Here is a 23,248-nt window from a genome sequence, read left to right as displayed (position 1 = left end):
CAGGCAAGCCGGGGCGTACGACTTGGAGGAACCTCGATGCGGAGGATCGGCGGGATCTGCGGGATCACCGTGGCCGCGCTGCTGGCCGTGACCGGCTGTTCGGGATCGACCGGTTCCGAGCCGTCGCCGGACACCGGCACTCGGACCGTGAAGTTCTCGATCACCGAGGGCAAGCGCACGGCGGGCCCGGAGGAGGTCGCCGTGCGGACCGGCGAGAACGTCGCGCTCGAGGTCACCTCCGACCAGGCGGACGAACTGCACGTCCACGGTTACGACAAGGCCGCCCAGCTGGCCCCCGGGGTTCCAGGGATGGTCTCCTTCACCGCGAACATCGACGGGATCTTCGAGGTGGAACTGCACAAGAGCGGCGCGGCGGTGACCAAGCTCCGGGTGAGCGGATGATCCTGGCGCACGGTCTCGGCGGCCGGTCCGATCTGCCGGTGCCGCTGTGGCTCGCGCTCTACGCGGGTGCGGCGGCCGTCGTCGTCTCCTTCTTCGCGCTCACCGTGTTTTGGAAGGAACCAAGGCTCCGCGGCGCCGACTCCGGCCGCGCACTCCCCCTCCCCCTGCAACGGTTCGTCGACAGCGCGTTCTCGCGGGTCGCGTCACGCGTGATCGGCGTCGTACTGTTCGCGGGTTTCCTCGCGATGGCGTGGGCCGGTCCCGGCAGTTCGGCCGACAACCCGGCTCCGGCATGGTTCTACGTCTGGTTCTGGGTGGGACTGGTTCCGCTTTCGCTCCTTTTCGGCCCGGTCTGGCGGCGACTGAATCCACTGAGGACGGTCGCGTCGCTGATCCCCGCGCGACATCGCGAACTCCCGGACCGGCTGGGCTACCTGCCCGCGATCGTCGGCCTCCTGGCGTTTCTCTGGCTGGAACTGGTGTTCCCGCACTCGGATTCGCCGCGTGCGATCGCTCTTTTCTGCACCGTGTATGCCGTTATACACATTGCTCTCGGCGTGGTCTACGGCCCGCGGTGGTTCGATCGCGGCGACGCTTTCGAGGTCTACGCGCGCCTGATCGCGGCCTTGTCCCCGTTCGGCAGACGCGGTGACGGGCGGCTCGTGGTCCGGAATCCGCTGGACGGGCTGGTCGCCATCTCCCCCGCGCCCTGGTTGACCGCGCTGGTGCTGGTGGTGCTCGGCTCGACGGCGTTCGACGGCCTGACCAGGCTCCCGTTCTGGACGTCCCTGGACGCCGGTGTCCTCGGGGGCACCGGCGGGCTCGCGGCCTGTATCGCGCTCACGTACGGCGCCTACGCGGGCGCGATCAGCCTGACCAGGCCGTACCTGCGCCGGGGTTTCGACCCGTATCCCGCGTTCGCGCCGTCGCTGATCCCGATCATGGTCGGCTACACCGTCGCGCATTACTTCTCGTTCGCCGTGTTCTCCGGGCAGCAGGGCTTCGGCCGCGCGATCGACTACACGGTCGTCTCGACCGGCGTGATCGCGCTGGTGCAGATCGCCGGAATCGTCGCGGGGCACGTGCTGGCCGTAACCTCGGCGCATGACCGTTCCGTCGGCGTGCTGCGCGCGAACTACGTCAAGGTGGGCCAGTACCCCATGCTGGCGCTGATGATCGGCTACACCGCGCTCGGGATCGCGCTGGTGTCCGGCTCATGACCATCTCGGCGCGGGTGATGATGATGCACCAGGGCGGCTGGGACGAGATCCTCATCTTCGTCGGTCCCGTGGTGATCATCGGGCTGCTCATCTACGTCGCGCGCAAACAGGTTCCGACGACCCCCGAAGACGACGACGACTAGCCGCTCGGTGGGGCAAGTCAGGTTCGCGGTTCCCCTCCGGTGACCGTGTGGATATAGGTGCACTCAACGTCCCTATATCCACACACCCCCTCCCGCGACACCAAAGGTCCCCCGCTCCCTTTCCGCAGGTCAGCACCTAGTCACGGAACCGATCCGTCGCCGCCAGCAACGCGGCCAGGATGCCGGGTTCGTCGTACGCGTGCGCGGCATCCGGCACGATCACCAGTTCCGAATCCGGCCACGCCTTGTGCAGGTCCCACGCGGAGACCACGGGCGTGACAAGGTCGTACCGCCCCTGCACGATCACGCCGGGAATGTCCTTCAAGGCGGCGGCGTCCCGGATCAGCTGTCCTTCTTCGAGCCACCCGTTGTTCACGAAATAGTGGTTCTCGATCCGTGCGAAAGCCAGCGCGAATTCCGGCAAGGCGAACTCCGCCACCAGCTCGGGCCGGGGAAGCAGCGTTCCCGTCGCGGCCTCCCAAGTACTCCACGCGACAGCGGCCGGCCCGTGCACCCGGGGGTCGGGGTCGGCGAGCAGCTCCGCGTACAGCTCGACGGGATCCCCGTCGAGCTCCGCGATCGGCGCCATGAATTTCTCCCACAGGTCCGGAAAGACGTTCGCCGCACCACCACGGTAGTACCACCGCAACTCGGACGAACGCAGCGTGAAAACCCCGCGCAGCACCAATTCCGACACGCGTTCAGGGTGCTTCTCGGCATACGCCAGTGCCAACGTCGATCCCCACGACCCACCGAACACCTGCCACCGCGAGATGCCCAGCGACCGCCGCAGTCGCTCGATGTCCTCGACGAGATGCCAGGTCGTGTTCGACGAAAGATCGCCCGACGCGGAGGTGTGCGGCAACGACCGCCCGCAACCCCGCTGGTCGAACAGGACGATCCGATAGGCGGACGGGTCGAACAGCCGGCGGTGCGACGGCGAGCAGCCGCCACCAGGACCGCCGTGCAGGAAGACCACGGGCTTGCCGTCAGGGTTGCCGCATTCCTCCCAGTACACGAGGTTGCCGTCACCGGTGTTCAGGTGGCCTGACGCGTAGGGCTCGATCTCCGGGTACATGGACCTATCGTCCGACACCTAGCGCAGTTCACGGACGAGACGACGCTCACGGTAGGTGCTCAGCCGTCATGACCGGGCCCGCCACCGAGAAGCAACGCCCCCGCCAGCTCGGTGACCTCGTCCCGGGTGCGGCCGTTGTGGTCTGCGGCCATGAAGTGCTTGCCGATCAGGAGCGAGAACGCGAGCAGGCACCGGGCTTCGACGTCGTCCTCGTCGGCGAAGATCTCGCGCATGAGGGAACGCAGGTAATCCATCCGCTGGTTGTCGACCCGCCGGAGCCGTTCGGCCACCGCCTGGTCGCGCCGGGCCCAATCCCTGATCGCGAGGTCGATCGGCAGCAGCCGGTCGCCGGCGAGCAGCCCGGCTCGCCGGATCTTGGCCCTGGCGTCGCCGCCTTCGCGCTCGACGCGCTCGAACAGCAGGTCGGTGCTCATCCGCTCCCAGGTGGCGAGCATTTCCTCCAGCAGCGTGCCCCGATCGGCGAAATGGCCGTAGAACCCGCCTTTCGTGACGCCGAGCGCTTTCGCGAGCGCCTCGACGCGGACGGCGCCGGGACCTCCGGCGGCGAGGGCGTGCAGCCCCGCGTCGATCCAGGCGCTCGGCGGGGTCCGGGTTTCGGCGGCCATGCGATCACCGTATCTCCCGTCACTCCGGCACCACGACGACGATATATACGCTACCGTATAGATGGCGGAAGTTCACTGGGAGGAACAACGACGATGACTGTCGGATTCGTGGCCACGCACTACCCGCACACCGATCATCACGACGATTTCGTCTCGCGCGTCCAGCGAGTCGCCGCCGTCCTGCGCTCCACTCCGGGCTGCCTCGCCGCCGAATGCTGGGTGACCGCCGCCGGAGACGCCGTGGTCTCGATCGTGCGGTGGGAATCCGAGGCGGCGCAGGCGGCTTCGATGCAAGCTCTGGGTTCTGCGGACGTGGACGTCGCCTTCGACGACCGCGAAGTCCGGCCACGCGAGATCGTCCAGCTGGTGTCGGCATGAAACTCGCGAACACGGCACACACGACCCACTCCTGGCGGATCCACGAAATCGCCGGGGATTTCGACCTCGAAGACGTCTGGGCACTGGAAACACCCGGTGGTCCGGACGACTTCGACAAGCTGGTGAAGCAGTTCTCGTCGGGCGATTTCCCGGACGGGGCGCCTCTGCCCGTCCGGGCGCTGTGGGCGCTGCGCTGGAAACTCGGCGGACTGTTCGGCCTGGACAAGCGGACTTCCGGCCTCGACACCCGGGTGGGATCACTCCGCGCCAAGCTGCCGGAAGACCTCCGCGACACACCGACCGGGCCGGACGAAGACTGGTCACCGTTCACCCCGGTGTACCGGCTCGAAGACGAATTCGCCGCCGAAATGGCGAACGGGACCATGCACGGCGTCCTGCACATCGCCTGGGTCGAAGACGGGCAGGGCGGGTATCGCGGTCAGATGGCGGTGCTGGTCAAACCCAACGGCCTGTTCGGCCGGGCGTACATGGGATTCATCAAGCCGTTCCGGTACCTGATCATCTACCCGGCGCTCATGCGGATGATCGCGCGGGAATGGCGGAACCGCGGTTAGCGAAGATCCGTGAAGGCCTCCTTGAGGGACCCTGGGTCCCTCAAGGAGGCCTTCACGGACAGCCGAACCGCGTCATCGCCGACTGCTCCGTACCAGCGTCATGTCCTTCTCCCGCACTGGTTCCTGACAGTGCGCGCAGACGGTCTCCGGCGCGAGGACCTCACCGCACGAATGGCGCCACACCGTCGGCGGCGGCCCGTCCGTGACGTACCGGTCGCCCCACGCCATGAGATTCAGCAGCACGTGGTTGAGCGCGTGCCCCGCCTCGGTGAGCACGTACTCGTAGCGCGGCGGATGCTCCTCGTAGAGCCGTTTCTCGAGGATTCCCGTCTCGACGAGCTTGCGCAGCCGCGCGGTCAGGATGTCCCGGCTCGCCCCGGTGTTGCGGACGATCTGGTCGAACCGCCGCGCCCCGAAGAACACCTCGCGCAGCGCGAGCAGGCTCCAGCGCTCCCCGATCACCTCCATCGCGTTGGCGATCGAGCAGTCCCTCGGTCTTTCGGTCATGCGGCCAGCGTAAACCCAGTGAGTCTTGATTTCCAACCCACTCGGTGCCACAGTGAGTTGGAGGTTCCAACTCACTACTGGAGGCAGCCGTGCACGACGCGGTCATCGTCGACGCCGTCCGTACCCCGATCGGCAAGGGCAAGCCCGGTGGCGCCCTGCACGGGGTCCATCCCGTCCAGTTGCTCGCCCACACGTTGCGCGCGCTCGTCCAGCGCAACGGCCTCGACCCGGAGCTGATCGACGACGTCATCGGCGGCGCGGTCGACCAGGTCGGCGAACAGGCCCAGAACGTCACGCGGTGGGCGGCACTCGCGGCCGGGCTGCCGGAGACCGTGCCCGCGACCACCGTCGACCGGCAGTGCGGAAGCAGCCAGCAGGCCGTGCACTTCGCCGCGCAAGGCGTGATGGCCGGCGCGTACGACGTCGTCATCGCCTGCGGTGTCGAGTCCATGAGCCGCGTCCCGATGTGGTCGAACGTGCTGCCCGGTACCGATCCCCTCGGCCCTGGCGTCGCCGAGCGCTATCCGGAAGGCTTGGTGCCACAAGGAATCAGCGCCGAACTCATCGCCGCGAAGTGGTCGCTCAGCCGCCAGGCGATGGACGAGTTCGCGATGTCCTCGCATCGGAAGGCGGCGCGGGCACACGCGCTCGGGCGGTTCGCGAGCCAGATCGTGCCGATCGAGACCGCGTCGGGCCGGGTCTCCACCGACGAGTCCGTCCGGCCCGGCACCGACCTCGAAACGCTGGCCAAGCTGCGGCCCGCGTTCCAGGACGAGGGGATCTCGGAAAGATTCCCGCAGATCGACTGGTCGGTGACCGCGGGCAACAGCAGCCCGATCAACGACGGCGCCTCCGCCGTGCTCATCACCTCCAGCGAGACCGCCGCCAGACTGGGCCTGCGGCCGCGCGCCCGCCTGCACAGTTTCGCCGTCACCGGCTCCGACCCGCTGCTCATGCTCACCGGTGTCATCCCGGCGACGGAGAAGGTCTTGCGGCGCGCCGGTCTGCGCCTCGCGGACATCGACCTGTTCGAGATCAACGAGGCGTTCGCCAGCGTCGTGCTGGCGTGGCAGCAGGAGACCGGGGCCGACCCGGCCAAGGTCAACGTCCACGGCGGCGCGATCGCGCTGGGCCATCCGCTCGGCGCGAGCGGCACCCGGCTGATGGGCACGCTGGTCAACGCGCTGCATCACCACGGCGCCCGCTACGGCCTGCAGGCGATGTGCGAAGGCGGTGGCCAGGCCAACGCGACCATCCTGGAGGCGTTGTGACGCTCGTGGTGCGGATGAACCGCTACGGCGGCTACCCGACACGGTCGGTGGACCACGTCGTCACATCTTCGTTCCCCCACGCGTCAGGGTTACGACTGATCGATGAAGGATGGGGACCGTGGACGAACACGACTGGCTGGCACGACGCTTCGAGGGGCACCGGACGCATCTGAGGGCGGTGGCGTACCGGATGCTCGGTTCGCTCAGCGAAGCGGACGACGCCGTGCAGGAGGCCTGGCTGCGGCTGAGCCGGTCGGAGTCCGGTGACGTGGACAATCTCGGCGGCTGGCTGACCACCGTCGTCGGCCGGATCTGCCTCGACATGCTGCGCTCACGCAAGTCGAGGCGGGAAGACCCGGTCGGCGCGCAGCTGCCCGATCCGATCATCGGCCGTGAGGACGGCATCGACCCGGAACACCAAGCCCTGCTGGCGGACTCGGTCGGTTTGGCACTCCTGGTCGTCCTCGACACCTTGGACCCCGCCGAACGGCTCGCGTTCGTGCTGCACGACATGTTCGCCCTGCCCTTCGACGAGATCGCGCCGATCGTGGGCCGGTCTTCCGCGGCGACCCGGCAGCTCGCCAGCCGCGCACGCCGCCGCCTGCAGGGCTCGCCGACGGTCCCGGACGCGGACCTGAGCCGTCAGCGGGCAGTCGTCGACGCGTTCTTCGCGGCCGCGCGGGACGGCGATTTCGACGCGCTGGTCTCGGTGCTCGACCCGGACGTCATCCTCCGTGCCGAGGGTGGCGCGACCCCGGCCGGTACCACGCGTTTCGTGCGCGGCGCGGCCACGGTCGCGAGCCAGGCGCTCATGTTCCGGTCGGCGGGCGCCGGCGGGGTACCGCGCCCCGCACTGGTCAACGGCGCGGCCGGGATGGTCGTCACCAAGGACGGCGTCCCGACGACGGTCTTCGCCTTCACCGTCGTGGACGGGAAGATCGCGGCGATCGAGATCCTGGCCGACCCGGACCGCCTCGCCGCGCTGGATTTCGAACCGCTCGGCTGAACTGTCAGGAAAGGGTCGTTCAGGACATTTTTTGTCCTGAACGACCCTTTCCTGACATACGCGCTGCCGGGATCAGGAGGTCGGGAAGTTGTCCGCGGTGCGGATGCGGTCCCGGATCCAGACGCCGGCGGGCTTCAGCGGAGCCGTGCCGGTGAACGAGCTGCCCGAGCAGATGCCCGGCTTGAACACCGCGCCCGAACGGCTGTCGTCGGAGAAGTTCCAGTTGGTCCAGCTGATCTTCTTCGACGCGAGGAAGTCCAGGTACTTCTGGGAGTTGGTGAAGTCGTTCCCGCCGTCACCGCTGGCGGTCTGGGTGCCGAACTCGGTCACGAACAGCGGGATCTTGCTCGCGGCCCGGCTCAGCGCGTTGAAGTACTCCGTTTTGTGCGACGCCGCGTAGAAGTGGAACGTGTACATGAAGTTGGTGGCGCGCACCGGGTTGTTGATGATGTCGGTCTCGTTGCGGCCGTCGGAGATGCCGAGCGAGCCCCAGCCGTGGGTGCCCACGAGCACGACGCCGTCGGAGTCCTGGGCGCGGATGACAGGGATCATCTGCTCCGCGTAGCTGCGGACGCGGTCCCAGCTGACGTTGTTGGGCTCGTTGGCGATGTCGTAGATGATGTTGGTCTTGTCCTTGTGCCGCTGGGCGATCTCGGTGAAGAACGTCTTGGCGCGGCTGAGGTTCGCGTTCGGATCGCCGGGGGTGAGCTGGTGCCAGTCGACCAGGGCGTACATCCCGCGTTTGGTGGCTTCCTCGATGTACCCGTGCACCATGTCGGTGAACTTGCGCGGGTTGGTCTCGTAGCCGCCTTCCTGGATGTACATCGAGATCCGGAGGACGTCGGCCTTCCAGTCGTTGGCCAGCGCGTCGAGCGAAGCGGTCTTCACGCACTGGCTGAACCACTGGATCCCGTGGGTGCTCATGCCACGGAGCTGGATCGGCTTGCCGGCGGAGTTGCAGAGCTGGAGGCCGCAGACCTTCAGCTGTCCGTTGATCGCCGCCGGGCTGCCCGGCGGCAGCGCGGCGGCTGCCTGCGTTGCGGGTTCTGCGCCGGCCTCGGTGGCCATCGAGGTACTCGCGGCGGCGACCGGCGCCAGCAGTCCGGCGGCCAGTGCGGCCGTCACCCGGAGACGGATCTTGTCCCAACGCATTCGGCTTCTCCTCTCGCGTCGACGGCGCCGTCGTCGGCGCGCCGACGGTCAGGGCGGCGGGATTAAATAGGAAACTTTCCTTACTATTGGAAAGTAAAGGGAAGATTACCCACAGGGTCGACGGACGGTCAAGACTTGACCACCCACGGTTTCGACGATCTCCGGCATGATCGGACCGTGACGACCATCGTGGCCTTCCACGCCCACCCGGACGACGAAGCACTGCTGACCGGCGGCACCCTGGCCCGCGCCGCCGCGGACGGGCACCGAGTCGTGCTCGTGGTCGCCACCATCGGCATGAAAGGCCCGGACCCCGCGCGCCGGGCCGAACTCGAGGCGAGCGCGACGGTGCTGGGCGTCGCGCGGGTCGTACATCTCGGATACGCCGGCAGCGGCCACGGCGCGATCCTCTACCCGGACCCGCCGGGCTGGGTCCGCTTCGTCCGCGCCAGCACCGACGAAGCGGCCGCGCGGCTCGTCGCGATCCTGGGCGAGGAGAAGGCCTCCGTGTTGCTGAGCTACGACCGCAACGGCGGCTACGGCCACCGCGACCACGTCAAGGTGCACGAAGTCGGCAAGCGCGCGGCGGAGCTCGCCGGCGACGTCCGGCTGCTGGAAGCCACGATCCCCCGCGACGCGGTCGCTCGCCTGGTGCGGATCGTGCGCCTGTCCCGGATCCCGTTCCGCTACGACGTCGACGCGCTTCTCCGCGCCTACAGCGCCCGGTCCGAGATCACCCACACCTTCGACGTCCGGCGCTTCGCTCGCCAGAAACAGGCCGCGATCGCCGCGCATTCCACCCAGGTGAAGGGAACCGGCAGGCTCGCGCCGCTGATGCGTGTCATCACCCGGCTTCCGGCGCCGCTCTTCGGCCTCGCGTTCAGCCGCGAGTGGTACATCGACGCGACACCGCGCGGCTCACGCCCCTGACCGGCGGGCGCGATACGCGGCGGCCTTCACCCGGTTCTGGCAGGCCAGGCCACAGAACCGTTTGACCTGCGCCTGACTCGCGTCGATGTACACCTGATCGCACCGCGGCGCCGCGCACAGCCCGACCCGATGCGGGACGTGCTCGCCGAACGCCGCGGCCACCGACACCGCGAGCCCTGCCGTCCACTGCTGGACGAGGTCGGCTTCGGGGCCGTGAAAACGCAGGTGCCAGGACTGGTCGCCGTGGCGGTGCAGCGACGGACGCGCCCTGCTGTCGGCGAGCATCCGGTTGAGCAACCCGGCCGCCTCGTCGTGCTCGCGCCTGGAGAGCGACTCGATGATCTCCCGCAATCGGGACGCCAGATTTCGCAGCCGCTCCGCGGTGGGCAGGTCGACGCGGCCGTTCCCGGTGTCGCCGACCGCTTCGGCGGCCGCGCGAACCAGATCGCGACCGCCGAGCACGGGTTTCGGCCTGCCGTGCACGTGGTTCCCGGTCAGCGCGTTGATCAGCGCGACCCCGGTTTCCAGCCGCATCGCGTGGCGCCCGTCCAGCTCGCCGGTCATTCGACCCCTCCCCCGCGCGTCACTGGTTCGCAGGACGCCCGCGGTGACGCTACCAAAGGCTCGCGTCACCACAAGGGCGGTGAAGTCTTTCGGAGCAAAGGAATCCGGCGGAAGGCGGAGCGTCAGTCTACTGTGGACAGATAGGCGCTGAGAAATCACGTTCGCCCCACAGGCACCAGCAGTCACAGCGGCTGCGCGTGAAGGACTCCAGGCGGGCACTCACGTGAGTTGTCGCGGTCGTGGGAATGTCGTGAAGGGCCCCCTTGGGACAGTGAACGTCTCGAAGGCGCCCTTCACGACATCACAACTCGACGCCAGGCCCATCGGATGCGCTGAAGGAACCGCCCGCTCACTAGCGAAGGGAGCCTTCGCCCCACACCCGGCCCCACCCGCCCCGACCACTCACGAGACCGAGCGGCCGCGTCACCACCGAGGCGGACCGGCGTCCACGATCTTCTGTGAGAGCTCCAGCGGGTCGAGGTGCATCAGCGACTCCATCCACCAGGTCATCCCGGCCTGCCCGAGCGCGGGCAGATCGACCTTGATGGGTTCCTCCCACGCCGGGCTCGCGTTCCCGGCGACCGCGACGTCGAAGGGACGCCCCGGCTCCAGTCCGGCGAGGCGGAGCGCGCGGTGGGTCTCCGCGATCTCTTCGGCGGTCGGCGTGTGGTCCTCCGGGTTCGGGAAGATCCCGTCGCACAACGCCGCCCGCCGGACGACGCGCGGGTTGTCGGTCGAGCTCGCCACCCAGATCGGGATCGGGAACGGCTCGGGTGGCGCCTCGGCGAGGGCGACCTGGTAGTGCGCGCCGTCGTGGTCGAACCGCCTGCCGGACCAGATCGCGCGGATGACGTCGAGGCCTTCGTCGAACATCGCCGATCGGGTCAGAAGGTCGGTCTGCTCGCCGAACCGGCTGAAGTCACCGGATTCGTCCGAGCCGAGCCCGGTGCCGAGGATCAGCCGCCCACCGGAAAGCCGGCTGACCGTCGACGCGTGCCGAGCGACCACCCACGGGCGGCGCCGGGCGGGCGGCGTGATCATCGGGCCGAACAGCAGGCGGCTGGTGGCGTGCGCGATCGCGCCGAGTGTCGTCCACGGGTCGGCGATGGGCATGGTGTCCGCGACCACGTGGTCCCACAGGAAGAACCCGTCCCAGCCCGCCGCCTCCGCGCGCACGGCGAGGTCGACGAGCACCCCCGGCTCACCGAACGGGCCGAAAGGCGGCAGATAGACGGCGTGTCGGACCGTGCTGCCGGTCAAGTCGATCATCTCCCCAACGTCATCGTCGAAGTCCCCGGACGGCCGCTTGTTTACGCCGTTCACTCACGTTAGCGTCCGGAAGATGGCGGACACCGGTGAACGATCGACGAAGTGGCCGGAGCATCGGAGAAGGTTACGCCGGGTGTTGTCCTCGGTGGTCGCCGTCTCACTATGCGCGACACTTTCGGCCGTGAACGCGTCCGCATCGCAGGATGACGACTGGTCCCGGGACTTCTACTGGGGCGTCGCGTCTTCGGGCTACCAGTCCGAAGGCAGTGCGCCCGACAGCAACTGGAAGCGGTTCGTGGACCGTTCCGCCGGCAAGGACGGCGTCGACGAGTACCGCGACTCCGTGGACTTCCGGCACCGCTACGCCGACGACATCCGCCTCGCGGCCGGGCTCGGCGTCAACACCTATCGCTTCGGTGTCGAGTGGGCTCGCGTCGAGCCCTCGCCTGGCCGGTGGGACGAGGCCGAACTGGCCTTCTACGACGACGTGCTCCGGCAGGTCCGGGCCGCGGGCATGACCCCGATGATCACGCTCAACCACTGGGTCTACCCGGGGTGGGCGCTCGATCAGGGCGGCTGGGCGGAGACGCGGACCGCCGACGCGTGGCTGGACTTCAGCCGGAAGATCGTCCAGCGCTACGCCGGTCAGGACGTCCTCTGGGTGACGTTCAACGAGCCGCTCATCTTCCTGAAGAACGAACAGAAGGTCGGCGCGCTGAACGCGACGCGGTACTTCGCGGCGCAGTCCAACGTCGTCCAGGCGCACCGGCGGGCCTACGACCTGATCCACGAACTCGATCCGACTTCGAAGGTCACCAGCAACCAGGCTTACATCACCGGGGTCAACGGGATGGCCGACTGGTTCTTCCTCGACCAGGTCAAGGACAAGCTCGACTTCATCGGCATCGACTACTACTACGGCCTCAGCATCGACAACTGGACGGTCTTCGCCGCCGCCAGTGACAAGTTCTGGGACGTGAAGCTCCAGCCGGAAGGCATTTACTACGCGCTGCGCAGCTACCACAACCGGTTCCCGCGCCTGCCTCTGTACATCGTCGAAAACGGCATGGCGACCGACAACGGCAAACCCCGCGACGCGGACTACAGCCGCGGCGATCACATCCGCGACACCGTGTACTGGCTCCAGCGGGCGAAGGCCGACGGGATGAACCTCATCGGCTACAACTACTGGAGCCTCACCGACAACTACGAATGGGGCAGCTACCGCGCCCGCTTCGGACTGTACACAGTGGACGCTCTCACCGATCCCGCGCTGACCCGGCGCCCCACGGACGCCGTTCCCGCGTACCAGGGTCTGGTGACGGCGGGTGGCGTGCCGCAGGGCTACCGGCTCAAACGCGGACCTGGGACCTGTTCCCTCGTGGACGGACTGAACAGCTGCCTCAACCCGGCCAAGGTCGACGGGCCGCTCATGCCGCTGGAGTGACCAGTTCCAGCCGCCTGCCCTCGAAGGTCCGCCGCATCCGCCGGTCGTGGGTGACGACCACGAGCGCGCCGGAGTACTCCGCGAGCGCCTGTTCCATCTCCTCCACGAGATCCGGGGCGAGGTGGTTGGTCGGCTCGTCGAGCAGCAGCAGGTCGGTCCTGGCCGTCACCAGCCTGGCCAGTTCCAGCCTGCGCCGCTGCCCGACGGACAGCTCCCGCACCGGCTTGCGCAGATCCGGCGCCCGGAACAGACCCAGCGACAGCAACCTCTCGGCCGCCTCGTCCTCGTCACCCTCCCCGGAGAAGACGGCAAGGACGGTTCGGGCGTCGCACGCGAGCCCGCCGTTCTGGTGCAGGAACCCGATCCTGCCCGCGCGTTCCGCCGATCCCGTCGACGGCGCCAGTTCTCCGGCGAGCACCCGCATCAGGGTCGTCTTGCCCGCCCCGTTGGGTCCGGTCACGAGGATCCGTTCGCCGGGCAGCACGCTGAGCGACGTCCGCGGCAGACGGCCGTCGACCGACACGTCGTCCACCTTCACCACGTACTGATCTGCTTCCGCCTCCCCCGCGGCGATCCGCGCGCTGAACCGGAGCGGTTGTGGCGGAGGCGGGACCGCGTCGGCATCGAGCCGCTGGATCCGCTCGCGAGCCGACCGGATCCGGCTCATCGCCCCGTGTGCCCGCGAGCGAGCCCGGAACGCGCCGGCCCCGCTGAAGGCCGCCGGGGCCTTGCGCGGGATCGCCGAGAACCGGTCGATGTTCACGTCCGCCAGCCGTTCGTAGCGGGCCTTCTCCAGCCGCCACTCCTCGTACTCCCGGACCCACCGGGCCCGCGCGGCCTCCTTCGTGGCGAGGTAACCCGCGTAACCGTTGCCGTGCCGGTGCACGGTCCGGCGATCGGCGTCGACCTCAAGGATGGTGGTGGTGACCCGGCTGAGGAACATCCGGTCGTGGGTGATCGCGACGATCCTGCCGCGATGCCCGCGGAGATGGTTCTCCAGCCAGGCGACGGCTTCGTCGTCGAGATCGTTGGTCGGCTCGTCCAGCAACAGCAGTTCGGGTGACGCGGCCAAGGTGGCCGCGAGCGCCAGCCGGGACCGCTGCCCGCCGGACAGGCTGCCCAGCGCGCGGCCGCGGTCGAGGCCCGGCTGCCCGAGCCCGTGCAGGGCGACCTCCACCCTGGCGTCGGCCTCATAACCGCCGCGGGCTTCGTAGGCGGTGATGAGGTCACCGTAGGCAGCGAGGTCTTCGGCGGTCTTGAGCGAAGTCTCGGCCGCCCGCAGCCGGGATTCGAGTTCCCGGATGTCGGCCAGCGCGAGGTCGATCGCGTCGCCGACCGTGGCGGTTTCGGGCAGTTCCAAGGTCTGCGGAAGGTAGCCGGCGCCTCCGGGCGCGGTCACGGTCACCGTGCCGTTGTCCGCCCGGTCGCGGCCGGCGATCAGCCTCAGCAGAGTGGATTTACCCGAACCGTTGTCGCCGATGACGCCCGCCTTCTCCCCCGGTTTGACACTGAAGGAGACCTGATCGAGTACGACATGGTCGTCGAAACGCTTGGTGACACCGGCGAGCACGAGTTGTGTCCCGGGATTTTGAGACGGGGTACGCATAGGGGCGTCCTCCTGGATTCTCGAAGGAAGAAGAGCGCGTGCGGAAGGACGCGGCCCGGCGGAGCGAAGGCTCTACGCCAGGGCCGCGTCGAAGACGAGAATCACAGGTTGAAGAAAATCCCCATGGCGAAGACGGTAGCCGGGGAACCCGGACGGGTAAAACGAATTAAAGGTTGTGTACGGGTTCACAGAGTGGTCTGTGTCCCCCTACCGCGACAGCTGCGCCCCGGTGACCGAGAATCGAAGATGGAGGTTTTCGCGGTCTGAGGGAATGGGGTTCCTCGTGCACGGGTCCAGCGGTCCGATCGCCCGGTTCAGGCGACGGCTCTTCCCTGGTCACAACTCGCTCGCCCGTGGCTCAGACCGATTCGAAGCCCTTCTCCTCAAGCTCGTCATCCTCGCGGCGCTGCTCGCCGTCCCGGTCGCGGCCGCCGCCGGCTCGGCCAACCACGCCAGGCAGGTCGCCGCGGCCGCCACCGACGCGGCCGGGCGTCAGGCCACCACCGCGTATCTGCTGAAGGCCGCACCCGTCCGCATCGTCGACAGCGAAAGCGTCGGGACCGACAACTCGACCACCGAGGCGACCTGGACCGACTCGCGCGGCGTGCGGCACACCGGCGGTGTCCTCGCGACGCCGGGCAGCCCCGCCGGATCGGCCGTGCCGATCTGGATCGACGCCCGCGGTGACCTCACCGCCGCACCGAGGTCGGCGTCGACGGCCGTGTTCGATTCCGTGCTCGTCGGACTCTGGCTCTGGTTCGCGGTGGTCGCCTCGCTCGTCCTGCTGCACCGGGTCGTCCGGCTGGTGCTCGACCGGCACCGGTTCGCGGCGTGGGAACGCGCCTGGGCGGTCTACCCGCGTTCCGGTTCTTGGCCCTGATCCCGGCGGCGAGGGCAAAGAACCTCGGCTAGTCTGCCCCGCATGCGCATCATGATCTCGGCGGACATGGAGGGCGCCACCGGCGTCACCTGGACCGAGGACGTCATCCCCGGCACCGAGCAGTGGCAACGATTCCGGCGCCTGTTCACCGGTGACGTCAACGCCACCATCGCGGGCCTCTTCGACGCCGGCGCGACCGACGTTCTGGTCAACGAGGCGCATTCGTCCCAGCGGAACCTCCTGCTCGAAGACCTCGACGGCCGGGCGCGCATGCTCACCGGCAGGCACAAACCGCTCTCGATGATGCAGGGCATCGACACCGGCGTGGACGGCGTCGTCTTCCTCGGCTACCACGCCGGCGCCGGTTTCGACGGCGTGCTTTCCCACACGTACCTGGAGAATCAGATCACCGGCGTGTGGCTCGACGACGTCCCCGCCAGCGAAGGCAGGCTCAACGCCGCGATGGCCGCCGAGTACGGCGTCCCGGTGCTGGTCGTTTCCGGTGACGACAAGGCCTGTGACGACGCCCAGGACTACGCGCCGGAGGCCGAACTGGTCACGGTGAAGGAGTGCGTCAGCCGCTACGCCGCGATCTGCCTGCCGCCCGCGAGGACCGCCGAACTGCTGTCCTCGGCCGCGGCGGACGCGATGAACCGGGCGGGCCGGGTCGAGCGGTTCACCACCCCGCACCGGATCGAGGTCGAATTCGACGCGAGCCATCTCGCGCAGGCGGCGGCGGTGATCCCGACGGTGGAACAGATCGGCGTGCGGCGGGTCGGCTTCGACGCGCCGGACATGACCGAAGCTATGAAGGCGTTCAAGATCGTGACGGCGATCGCGGCCGGGGCGGTGCAGGGTATCTATGGCTGACATGGAATCGCGGAGCGAGGTTCACGACCGGCCTCTCGACACCGAACCCGCCGGGCCGAAGGCCCCGCTATCGCGGCGGCAGGGCGCCGCCCACCCTGACCGGCCGGACGTTCGCGGGCCGCGCCCTGGCGACGTGATCGCGGCCGCGGGTTCCGAAGACAACGCTGACATGGATGTTGTCGAAGTCTGCTCGCGGCTGATCCGGTTCGACACCACGAACCGGGGCGACGGGGACTCCGAAGGCGAGCGCGAAGCCGCCGAGTACGTGGCGACGCTGCTGTCCGGGCTCGGGATCGGCGCGAAGATCATCGAGTCCGCGCCCCGGCGCGCGAACGTGATCGCCCGGGTCCCCGGCACCGACCCGAGCCTGCCGGCGCTCCTCGTGCAGGGACATCTCGACGTCGTCCCCGCCGACGCGGCCGACTGGTCGGTGGACCCGTTCTCGGGCGAGGTCCGCGACGGGTTCCTCTGGGGCCGCGGCGCCGTCGACATGAAGGACTTCTGCGCGATGGTGCTCGCCGCCCTCGCCACCGGCGTCCGCCCGCGGCGTGACATCGTCCTGGCGTTCGTGGCCGACGAGGAGGACAAGGGCGAGTACGGCGCGCACTGGCTCGCCGCCACGCACCGGGACCTGTTCGACGGCTGCGCGGCCGCGATCAGCGAATCGGGCGGGTACACCTACCACGTTCCCGCCGCAGACGGCCGGACCGTGCGGCTCTACCCGGTGGCGACGGCCGAACGCGGCACCGCGCATCTGCGGCTGACCGCCAAGGGCCGCGCGGGGCACGGATCGCGTCCCAACGACGAGAACGCGGTCACCCGGCTGGTCACGGCGCTCGGCAAGATCGCCGCGCACCGCTGGCCGATCCGGCTCACCCCGACGGCGCAAGCGTTCCTGGAACGCACCGGGGAGGCGCTCGGCGTCCCGGTCGATCTGTCCGATGTGGACGGAACGATCGCGCGGCTCGGACCCGCCGGCGCGCTGGTCGTGCCGACCGTCCGCAACAGCACGACGCCCACGATGCTCGACGCCGGTTACAAGGTGAACGTGATCCCGACTTCGGCCGAGGCCCAAGTGGACGTCCGCGTCCTCCCCGGCACCGAACCGGAACTGCTCGCCGAGGTCGACGCGATGCTCGGCGAGGGCGTCACCCGCGAGTTCGTCGCGCACCAGCCGCCGGTGCAGGCGCCGGTGGATTCGCCGTGGTTCGACGCGATGGCGGACGCTTTGCGCTCCGAAGACCCCGAAGCCGTCGTGGTTCCCTACTGCATGGGCGGCGGAACGGACGCCAAGGCGTTCAGCCCGCTCGGGATCGACTGCTACGGCTTCGCTCCGCTGCGGCTGCCGGAAGGCTTCCCCTACCGCGCGATGGCGCACGGTGTGGACGAGCGGGTCCCGGTGGAGGGGTTGCGGTTCGGCACGCGGGTACTACGGCACTTCCTGGCGACCTGCTGACCCGACCGGCCGTGTCGCGCACGTTGAACGGAAGACTCGTGTCCAGAGCCGTATCACGCGTGATTGGAGCCGTATCACGCGTGTCTACAGGCGGAAGACACGGTGCGGACCGGCCTCGGGTGTGTTCCGCCTCCAATCACGCGAGTTCGCCGCCCGGACTGAGGACACCGCCCAGGCTCGACCACAAGTGACCCAGGAGGCCGCCGGTGAAATCCGTCGCGCGACTCGCACGGGACGAACGGGCGGACTTCGCCGCGTTCCTGCGCTCGCTGTCCCCCGATCAGTGGGACGCGCCGACGTTGTGTGCGGACTGGACGGTCCGGGAGGTGGTCACCCATGTCGTCGACTACGACACCCTGCGCCTGCGTGAGGTGCTCGGCCAAGCTGTCCGCGGGAGGCTGCGACTGGATCGGATCAACGCGCTCGGTGTCACGCGAAAGCCCGGCCGGACGCCTGAAGAGCTGATCGCGAGGTTCGAGGAGCATCTCGAACCCCGCGGCCTGACCGCCGCGTTCGGCGGGCGGGTGGCACTGCTCGACGGGCTCATCCATCAGCAGGACATCCGGCGGCCGCTGGGGCTTCCCCGCGAGGTGCCGCCGGACCGGCTGCGCCACGCGTTGGCCTTCGCGCGCTACGCGCCGCCGATCAAGGCCAACCGGCGGGCACGCGGGCTCCGGCTCGTCGCCACCGACCTCGGCTGGTCGGCCGGCTCCGGACCGGAACTCCACGGCCCCGGCGAGGCCCTCCTGCTGGCGATCGCCGGAAGGGTCGTGGCGCTCGACGAGGTTTCCGGGCCCGGCGCGGCGATCCTCGCGTCCAGAATGGACGGATAAGCCGAGTCAGCCGACCGTCACGGGAACAGGCGCGGTGGTCATCCGGTGGCGGACCGCGTTGCCGAGCAGCAACTGTCCCACGGCCGCGGCCAGGCACAGGCCGAAGCAGACCGTCCACAACACGGGCGCGCCCAGTACCAGCAGCTGCGTGCCGCCGAGCGGGGCGACGAACGCGGCGAGACCCGCCGCGGTGCCATAGGCGCCGTTGTACCGGCCACGAAGATGCGGTGGAGCGAGCTCCGCCACGATCGCGACGCCCACCGACTGGATCACGATCTCGCCGAGAGTCCACACCACGGCGCACGCGGCGTACACCAGCGTCGTCGACGCGAATGCCGTGGCGCCGAAGCCCAAACCCGTCAACAGGATCCCGAACGTGAGCACCCGCGAAGGGTCCCAACGGCCCAGCCGGTGCCCCACCAGTGGTTGCACGACCACGATGACGACGCCGTTGACCGCCATCACCAGCCCGTACCCCGCGGGCGAAAGCCCGTCCTCACGCATCGCCAGCGGCAACGTGGCCAGGCTCTGCAGGAACACGAACGCGACCACCAGCGAGATGAGCATCAGCCCGGCCATGACCCGGTCGCGCAGGACGACGGCGAAGCCACCCGGCTCCCGCGATCGGCCGCCTCCGCGTGTCTCCGGAACCGCTCGCCAGACCAACAAGCCGAACAGCACGCATGTCGCCGCGTCCACCCAGAACAGCGTCGTGAAACCGGCGCGGGCCATCGTGCCGCCCAGCACCATCCCGATCGAGAAGCCGAGGTTGATCGCCCACAGCAGCAGCCCGAAGGCCCGCGTACGGTCGGCGCCGGGCACCAGATCCGCCACGATCGACTGGGTGGCCGGGCGGAACACGTCGAGTGCCAGCCCGAGCAGGAACGCGGCGACCGCGATCAGTTCGAGGCGCTCGACGTACCCCAGTACCAGCATGATCGCGCCGGTGGCGAGCATGCCGCCGGTCAGCGTCGCCCGTCTGCCGATACGGTCGGCCAGCAGGCCGCCGATCAGCTGCGAGAACACCTGGCCGATGCCGAGCAGCGCCAGCACGGTTCCCGCCGTCGCCACCGAAAGGCCGCGATCACTGGTCAGATACAGCGCCAGGAACGGCAGGACCATCGTGCCGAGCCGGTTGACGAGCGTGCCCGTCCACAACACCCAGAACGACTTGGGCAGCCCGCCGAGCCGCGTCCGGAAGAACCCCGGCGCCGTCACGGTTCGAGCTCGTAGCAGCCGACACCGTCGAGGTACCGCAGCGTGCCGAGGTCGCGCAGGACGTACTCCTCGATCTCGTGCATGAACGTGACGACCACCGGGAACGTCGTGTCGTCGACGGTGCGGCGCAACGGCTTCCCCGGCCGGGTCAGCACGAACATCTCGTGGAAGCTCTCCAGCCGCTCGATCTCGTCGAGCACGGTGTACCGGCGGAGCGTGCCTTCGACCGGTGAGAGCAGCGCGGACCAGGCGTAGTGCCGCCGGATCCGGTAGTCCTCGCCCCACCGCTCGCGGAACCGCTCCGGCCGCAGCACCGCGTCGGCCATCCAGTCCAGCTGGGACTCGCCGATCGCGAGCCGCGCCAGATGCGGCAGGTCTCCGCCCGAGAGCCGCGACCCGACCTCGATCAGCCGTGGGCCCTGTGGGGTCCGCTTGATCTCGACGTGCGCGGCGCCGTGCCGGATGCCCAGCGCGTCGAGTACCGCGAACGCGTAATTCACCAGTTCGTCGTGGCCCGGCCCGCGCCTCGGCACGATCTGGCAGGCGCCGAGCAGGTCTGACACCCCGTTGACGGCGAAACGCGAGCTCTTCCAGATGTCGCACACCTGGTGCAGGCCGTCCATGCTGACCGTGTTGACCATGTACTCACTGCCGGCGAGGTACTCCTGCGCGATGACGAAGTCGTTGTCCTCGGAGAACACATTCTGGCGGCCGGTGATCGCGCGCAGTGCCGCGGCCGACCGCTCCGGAGTGTCGCAAAAGGACACCCCGTCGCCGCCGGCGCTGCGGTTCGGCTTGACGACGATCCGCCCGCCCACTTCCCGGTGCCATGCGGCGAGTTCGGCCTCGTCCGCGGTCGGCAACTGCCGTGCGACGGGCAACCCTGCCGCGGCGACGGCCTCACCCATGGCGGACTTGTCCCGTCTGGCAAGGGAAAGCGCGGTGCCGTTCGACGGAACGCCCAGCGCCTCACTGAGTTCGTCGGTGAAGGCGACCGCGTATTCGCCACCGGCCACGACGGCGACCGGCTCGTGCACGGCCAGCGCGTCGAGCGTCTTCGCGAGATCGCCGTCGTGGACGATGTTCTCGCGATAGTTGCTCATGGTCGGTGAGGACTTCCGGTACTGACCGGGCGCGTCGGGCGCGCTCTGCACGCGCACACATTCCGCGCCGAGCGCCAGGAACGTCGGCGCGATGTGCCGGGCGGTCTGCGGCAACCCGTGATCGGCCGTTTCGTAGGTGTCCACGAGCACGACACAGGGCTTCGTCGACAAGCCTTTCACCCCTCAACCGGTGGGATTCGGAACACCGACGGTCTCATCCGCCGTGATCAACGGGCATCTCCCCGATTGCGATCCCGCGCCGGACTTCTTCCGGAGAGCGATTCAGAGCACGAAAGGAGAGGAAATGACCTTTTCGGAGATGCGACGGTTTCGGCACCCGCCCCAGTGCCCCATCCGAAGTGAGGTCAGATGACACCGACGGTCACCATGGAACCTTGGGAGAGAAATGCGATAAAGCACGCCGACGAACGGTTGAACGGGGCCCGTGATCCACGGTGGTGGTACACCGGGATACGCCCCGAGCCCGGCCGATGCCCGGGTGTCGCCGAATCCGGCGAGATCAGCGCGCTGCCGTTGCCCGATCTGTCCGTATGCAGCCGCGAAGAGGTGCTGGACTACTTCGACAACGCCTGGACCCTGCACGAGGTGATGTTCGCCGGATTGAAAGGCGCGGAGGCGTTCTACCGCCCGCCGGACCACAACCTGCGGCATCCGATGATCTTCTACTACGGCCACACGACCGCGCTGTACGTCAACAAGTTGCGGGTCTCCGGGCTGCTGGACGCGCCGATCGACGCCTATCTCGAACACGTCCTGGAAATGGGTGTCGACGAGAACTCATGGGACGACATGTCGAAGAACGACATGGTGTGGCCGTCGGTTTCGGAGGTGAAGGACTACCGGGCCGAGGTGTACCGGACGGTCGTCGGCATCATCGAGACCACTCCGTTCGCCCCCGACCTCGGGCGGCCGGTGACGATGGACGACCAGGCCTGGGCGCTGTTGCTGGCCATCGAGCACGATCGCATCCATCTGGAGACCAGTTCGGTCCTGGTCCGCGAAATGCGTTCCAGCCTCGTCGAACGGCCGGCCGCGTGGCCGTCGCCGTCGCCACTGCGCCGCACCACCGAGTCCGGCAAGCCCGAACCCGGTTCCGTGCCCGCCAACGGCACCGTCACCGTGCCCGGGCGCACGGCTCAGCTGGGCAAGCCGCTGTCCTTCCCGTCCTACGGCTGGGACAGCGCGTACGGCTCCCGCCGTCAAGAGCTGCCGGACTTCGAAGCGGCCCGCTGCCTGGTGAGCAACGGCGAGTTCCACGGGTTCGTCGCCGACGGCGGTTATCGCCGGCCGGAGTTGTGGTCGGCCGAGGGCGAGGCGTGGCGCCGCTTCCGCAACACCAAGTGGCCGCGTTTCTGGGTGCCGACCGGTCCGACCGGGCTGCACGCGTTCCGGCTGCGCACGCTGTTCGACGAGATCGACATGCCGTGGGACTGGCCGGTGGTGGTGAATTACCACGAGGCCAAGGCCTTCGCCGCCTGGCGGTCCGAAAAGGACGGACGGGAATACCGGCTGCCGACCGAGGCGGAGTACTTCCTGCTGCGCGACCTGCCGGAGCGTCCTGGCGTCGAGGACGACGTGGTCATGCGGCTCGACGGCGGGCAGCTGCGCGATGCCGGCATCAACCTCGGCCTGGCCTGGGGTTCGGAGGGCCCGGTCGACCACTCGCCGACGACGTCGCAGGGCGTGCACGACGCCGCCGGCAACCTGTGGACCTGGAGCGAAGACACCTTCAACCCGCTCGAGGGCTTCACCCCGCACCCGTACTACGAGGACTTCTCGGTACCCAGCTTCGGCGGGCAGCATCAGCTGATCGTCGGTGGCGCGTACATCAGCACCGGCGAGCTGGGCAGCATCTGGGCGCGGCATTTCTACCGGCCGCATTTCCTGCAGCAGGCCGGGATCCGGCTGGTCGTGGCGCCGGAGTCCACTCTGGACGGTGACGCGCGGGCGGAGCTCGACCGGGCGCTGCTCGGCCAGTACGGCACCGCCGAACAGGCCTTCGGCCGGTCCGGGCATCCACTGGCCGCGACCGCGGGCTATCCGGATCGGCTGGCCAGAAGGTTCACCGAGGCCGCCGCCGAAGCCGGGGTCGAGCTGCGCCGCGTCGCGGATCTCGCCACCGCGGCGGGCGGGTTGGCGTTCGCGCTGGCCGAGCGGCCGATCGAGGTCGTCGGACTGGACGACCGGCCGATGTTCGTCGCGGCGGCGGACCGGCTGGCCGAAGGCTGGGACGTCGGCTACCGGGTGCCGGGGCGCGGGGAACAGCACGCGCGGCGGCCGTCGATCGCGCCGGACGGCAGCGTCTCGTTCACCCTCGCCGAGTCCGGCCGTCCGCCGGCCGCACTGGGCACGTTCGACGGCGTGGTCGTGGTGGACGCCTTCGACCGGCTCGGTGGTGCGGCGGGCTACCTGCGCCCGCTCGTCGGCTCGGCGAACTTCCTGCGCGCCGGAGGGTTGCTGCTCGTGGCACTCCCGCGGGCGTCGGCAGCCGAGCTCGCGAACGTCCTCGGCGAGGCGTTCGAGCTGCTGTCGGAAAGCACGGAACCGAGCCTGACCCGGGCCGACGGCCGCCGTTACGAGATCACCGACCTGGAGGTCTCCATCTGGCGTAAGCGCTGATCCGGGCGGTCCGTGAAGGCCTCCTTGAGGGACGGCCCGGGCCCCCCTCGGGGCCGGGGAGCGCGCGCGCCCAC

The 23,248-nt window shown here is 69.0% G+C and carries 23 protein-coding genes; 14 read left to right on the top strand and 9 right to left on the bottom strand.

What is annotated here, in order from left to right; genetic code table 11:
* The first annotated feature begins 36 nt into the window (after window positions 1-36).
* From ACIHAO_RS16270 to ACIHAO_RS16260, 3 genes are read left to right on the top strand one after another with little or no spacing between them, the layout of a single operon-like run.
* On the top strand, window positions 37-402 hold the full coding sequence (locus ACIHAO_RS16270; protein ID WP_396558494.1) for a hypothetical protein: 366 nt from the start codon (window positions 37-39) through the stop codon (window positions 400-402).
* Window positions 399-1,622 (top strand): hypothetical protein, encoded by a 1,224-nt coding sequence (locus ACIHAO_RS16265; RefSeq protein WP_396558492.1) that lies wholly within the window; start codon window positions 399-401, stop codon window positions 1,620-1,622. The genes ACIHAO_RS16270 and ACIHAO_RS16265 overlap by 4 nt, the downstream gene beginning before the upstream one ends.
* Window positions 1,619-1,765: a hypothetical protein gene (locus ACIHAO_RS16260; RefSeq protein WP_396558490.1), complete on the top strand. Its 147-nt coding sequence runs from the start codon at window positions 1,619-1,621 to the stop codon at window positions 1,763-1,765. The genes ACIHAO_RS16265 and ACIHAO_RS16260 overlap by 4 nt, the downstream gene beginning before the upstream one ends.
* A 136-nt stretch (window positions 1,766-1,901) precedes the next feature.
* On the opposite strand, the gene pip is transcribed toward ACIHAO_RS16260, so the two are convergent.
* The gene (pip, locus tag ACIHAO_RS16255) at window positions 1,902-2,843 is read right to left on the bottom strand and encodes a prolyl aminopeptidase (protein ID WP_396558488.1); all 942 of its coding nucleotides are present in this window, start codon (window positions 2,841-2,843) and stop codon (window positions 1,902-1,904) included.
* A 59-nt stretch (window positions 2,844-2,902) separates the two neighbouring features.
* Window positions 2,903-3,469: a TetR/AcrR family transcriptional regulator gene (locus tag ACIHAO_RS16250; RefSeq protein WP_396558486.1), complete on the bottom strand. Its 567-nt coding sequence runs from the start codon at window positions 3,467-3,469 to the stop codon at window positions 2,903-2,905.
* A 93-nt stretch (window positions 3,470-3,562) separates the two neighbouring features.
* Between ACIHAO_RS16250 and ACIHAO_RS16245 the strand changes: the two genes are divergently transcribed.
* Both ACIHAO_RS16245 and ACIHAO_RS16240 read left to right on the top strand, forming a co-directional pair.
* Window positions 3,563-3,847 carry an antibiotic biosynthesis monooxygenase gene (locus tag ACIHAO_RS16245; RefSeq protein ID WP_125794061.1) on the top strand — a complete coding sequence of 95 codons (285 nt, stop codon included), beginning with the start codon at window positions 3,563-3,565 and terminating at the stop codon, window positions 3,845-3,847.
* Window positions 3,844-4,422, top strand: a complete 579-nt coding sequence (locus ACIHAO_RS16240; protein ID WP_396558484.1) for a DUF2867 domain-containing protein — start codon at window positions 3,844-3,846, stop codon at window positions 4,420-4,422. The genes ACIHAO_RS16245 and ACIHAO_RS16240 overlap by 4 nt, the downstream gene beginning before the upstream one ends.
* 72 nt (window positions 4,423-4,494) lie before the next feature.
* Here ACIHAO_RS16240 and ACIHAO_RS16235 read toward each other — a convergent pair whose 3' ends face one another.
* Complete coding sequence (locus ACIHAO_RS16235) at window positions 4,495-4,929, bottom strand: winged helix-turn-helix transcriptional regulator (protein WP_396558482.1); 435 nt, start codon at window positions 4,927-4,929, stop codon at window positions 4,495-4,497.
* Window positions 4,930-5,018: 89 nt separating this feature from the next.
* Here ACIHAO_RS16235 and ACIHAO_RS16230 point away from each other — a divergent pair, with 89 nt between their 5' ends.
* Window positions 5,019-6,200 (top strand): thiolase family protein, encoded by a 1,182-nt coding sequence (locus tag ACIHAO_RS16230; RefSeq protein WP_396558480.1) that lies wholly within the window; start codon window positions 5,019-5,021, stop codon window positions 6,198-6,200.
* A 118-nt stretch (window positions 6,201-6,318) separates the two neighbouring features.
* Window positions 6,319-7,206, top strand: coding sequence for an RNA polymerase sigma factor SigJ (sigJ, locus tag ACIHAO_RS16225; protein ID WP_396558478.1), 888 nt, complete (start codon window positions 6,319-6,321; stop codon window positions 7,204-7,206).
* 72 nt (window positions 7,207-7,278) lie between these two features.
* On the opposite strand, the gene ACIHAO_RS16220 is transcribed toward sigJ, so the two are convergent.
* Window positions 7,279-8,358 carry a glycoside hydrolase family 5 protein gene (locus tag ACIHAO_RS16220; protein WP_396558476.1) on the bottom strand — a complete coding sequence of 360 codons (1,080 nt, stop codon included), beginning with the start codon at window positions 8,356-8,358 and terminating at the stop codon, window positions 7,279-7,281.
* Between the two features lie 177 nt (window positions 8,359-8,535).
* Here ACIHAO_RS16220 and ACIHAO_RS16215 point away from each other — a divergent pair, with 177 nt between their 5' ends.
* Window positions 8,536-9,288 (top strand): PIG-L deacetylase family protein, encoded by a 753-nt coding sequence (locus tag ACIHAO_RS16215; RefSeq protein ID WP_396558474.1) that lies wholly within the window; start codon window positions 8,536-8,538, stop codon window positions 9,286-9,288.
* On the opposite strand, the gene ACIHAO_RS16210 is transcribed toward ACIHAO_RS16215, so the two are convergent.
* Both ACIHAO_RS16210 and ACIHAO_RS16205 read right to left on the bottom strand, forming a co-directional pair.
* Window positions 9,277-9,852: a CGNR zinc finger domain-containing protein gene (locus ACIHAO_RS16210; RefSeq protein WP_396558472.1), complete on the bottom strand. Its 576-nt coding sequence runs from the start codon at window positions 9,850-9,852 to the stop codon at window positions 9,277-9,279. The two genes, ACIHAO_RS16215 and ACIHAO_RS16210, sit on opposite strands and share 12 nt — an antisense overlap.
* 423 nt (window positions 9,853-10,275) lie before the next feature.
* Complete coding sequence (locus ACIHAO_RS16205) at window positions 10,276-11,121, bottom strand: LLM class flavin-dependent oxidoreductase (protein WP_125794071.1); 846 nt, start codon at window positions 11,119-11,121, stop codon at window positions 10,276-10,278.
* Between the two features lie 181 nt (window positions 11,122-11,302).
* Here ACIHAO_RS16205 and ACIHAO_RS16200 point away from each other — a divergent pair, with 181 nt between their 5' ends.
* Window positions 11,303-12,568 carry a family 1 glycosylhydrolase gene (locus tag ACIHAO_RS16200; protein ID WP_396558470.1) on the top strand — a complete coding sequence of 422 codons (1,266 nt, stop codon included), beginning with the start codon at window positions 11,303-11,305 and terminating at the stop codon, window positions 12,566-12,568.
* Here the strand turns inward: ACIHAO_RS16200 and abc-f are convergent.
* Complete coding sequence (gene abc-f, locus ACIHAO_RS16195; RefSeq protein WP_396558468.1) at window positions 12,552-14,174, bottom strand: ribosomal protection-like ABC-F family protein; 1,623 nt, start codon at window positions 14,172-14,174, stop codon at window positions 12,552-12,554. The two genes, ACIHAO_RS16200 and abc-f, sit on opposite strands and share 17 nt — an antisense overlap.
* 283 nt (window positions 14,175-14,457) lie before the next feature.
* Between abc-f and ACIHAO_RS16190 the strand changes: the two genes are divergently transcribed.
* From ACIHAO_RS16190 to ACIHAO_RS16175, 4 genes are all read left to right on the top strand, one after another.
* On the top strand, window positions 14,458-15,054 hold the full coding sequence (locus ACIHAO_RS16190; RefSeq protein WP_396558466.1) for a hypothetical protein: 597 nt from the start codon (window positions 14,458-14,460) through the stop codon (window positions 15,052-15,054).
* 42 nt (window positions 15,055-15,096) lie between these two features.
* Window positions 15,097-15,924, top strand: a complete 828-nt coding sequence (locus ACIHAO_RS16185; protein WP_007035431.1) for a M55 family metallopeptidase — start codon at window positions 15,097-15,099, stop codon at window positions 15,922-15,924.
* 136 nt (window positions 15,925-16,060) lie between these two features.
* Window positions 16,061-17,380, top strand: coding sequence for a M20/M25/M40 family metallo-hydrolase (locus ACIHAO_RS16180; protein ID WP_396558808.1), 1,320 nt, complete (start codon window positions 16,061-16,063; stop codon window positions 17,378-17,380).
* Between the two features lie 206 nt (window positions 17,381-17,586).
* The gene (locus ACIHAO_RS16175; RefSeq protein WP_396558464.1) at window positions 17,587-18,213 is read left to right on the top strand and encodes a maleylpyruvate isomerase family mycothiol-dependent enzyme; all 627 of its coding nucleotides are present in this window, start codon (window positions 17,587-17,589) and stop codon (window positions 18,211-18,213) included.
* Window positions 18,214-18,219: 6 nt separating this feature from the next.
* On the opposite strand, the gene ACIHAO_RS16170 is transcribed toward ACIHAO_RS16175, so the two are convergent.
* Both ACIHAO_RS16170 and ACIHAO_RS16165 read right to left on the bottom strand, forming a co-directional pair.
* Window positions 18,220-19,431: an MDR family MFS transporter gene (locus ACIHAO_RS16170; RefSeq protein ID WP_396558462.1), complete on the bottom strand. Its 1,212-nt coding sequence runs from the start codon at window positions 19,429-19,431 to the stop codon at window positions 18,220-18,222.
* Window positions 19,428-20,714: an ATP-grasp domain-containing protein gene (locus tag ACIHAO_RS16165; RefSeq protein WP_396558460.1), complete on the bottom strand. Its 1,287-nt coding sequence runs from the start codon at window positions 20,712-20,714 to the stop codon at window positions 19,428-19,430. The genes ACIHAO_RS16170 and ACIHAO_RS16165 overlap by 4 nt, the downstream gene beginning before the upstream one ends.
* 189 nt (window positions 20,715-20,903) lie before the next feature.
* Here ACIHAO_RS16165 and ovoA point away from each other — a divergent pair, with 189 nt between their 5' ends.
* Window positions 20,904-23,174, top strand: a complete 2,271-nt coding sequence (gene ovoA / locus ACIHAO_RS16160; RefSeq protein ID WP_396558458.1) for a 5-histidylcysteine sulfoxide synthase — start codon at window positions 20,904-20,906, stop codon at window positions 23,172-23,174.
* The last annotated feature ends 74 nt before the right edge of the window (window positions 23,175-23,248 follow it).

It is taken from the genome of Amycolatopsis sp. NPDC052450 (assembly GCF_044547565.1).
Taxonomy (GTDB): Bacteria; Actinomycetota; Actinomycetes; order Mycobacteriales; family Pseudonocardiaceae; genus Amycolatopsis.
Note: the sequence above shows the minus strand (reverse complement) of the source record. Positions and strands in the feature narration are given on the sequence as shown.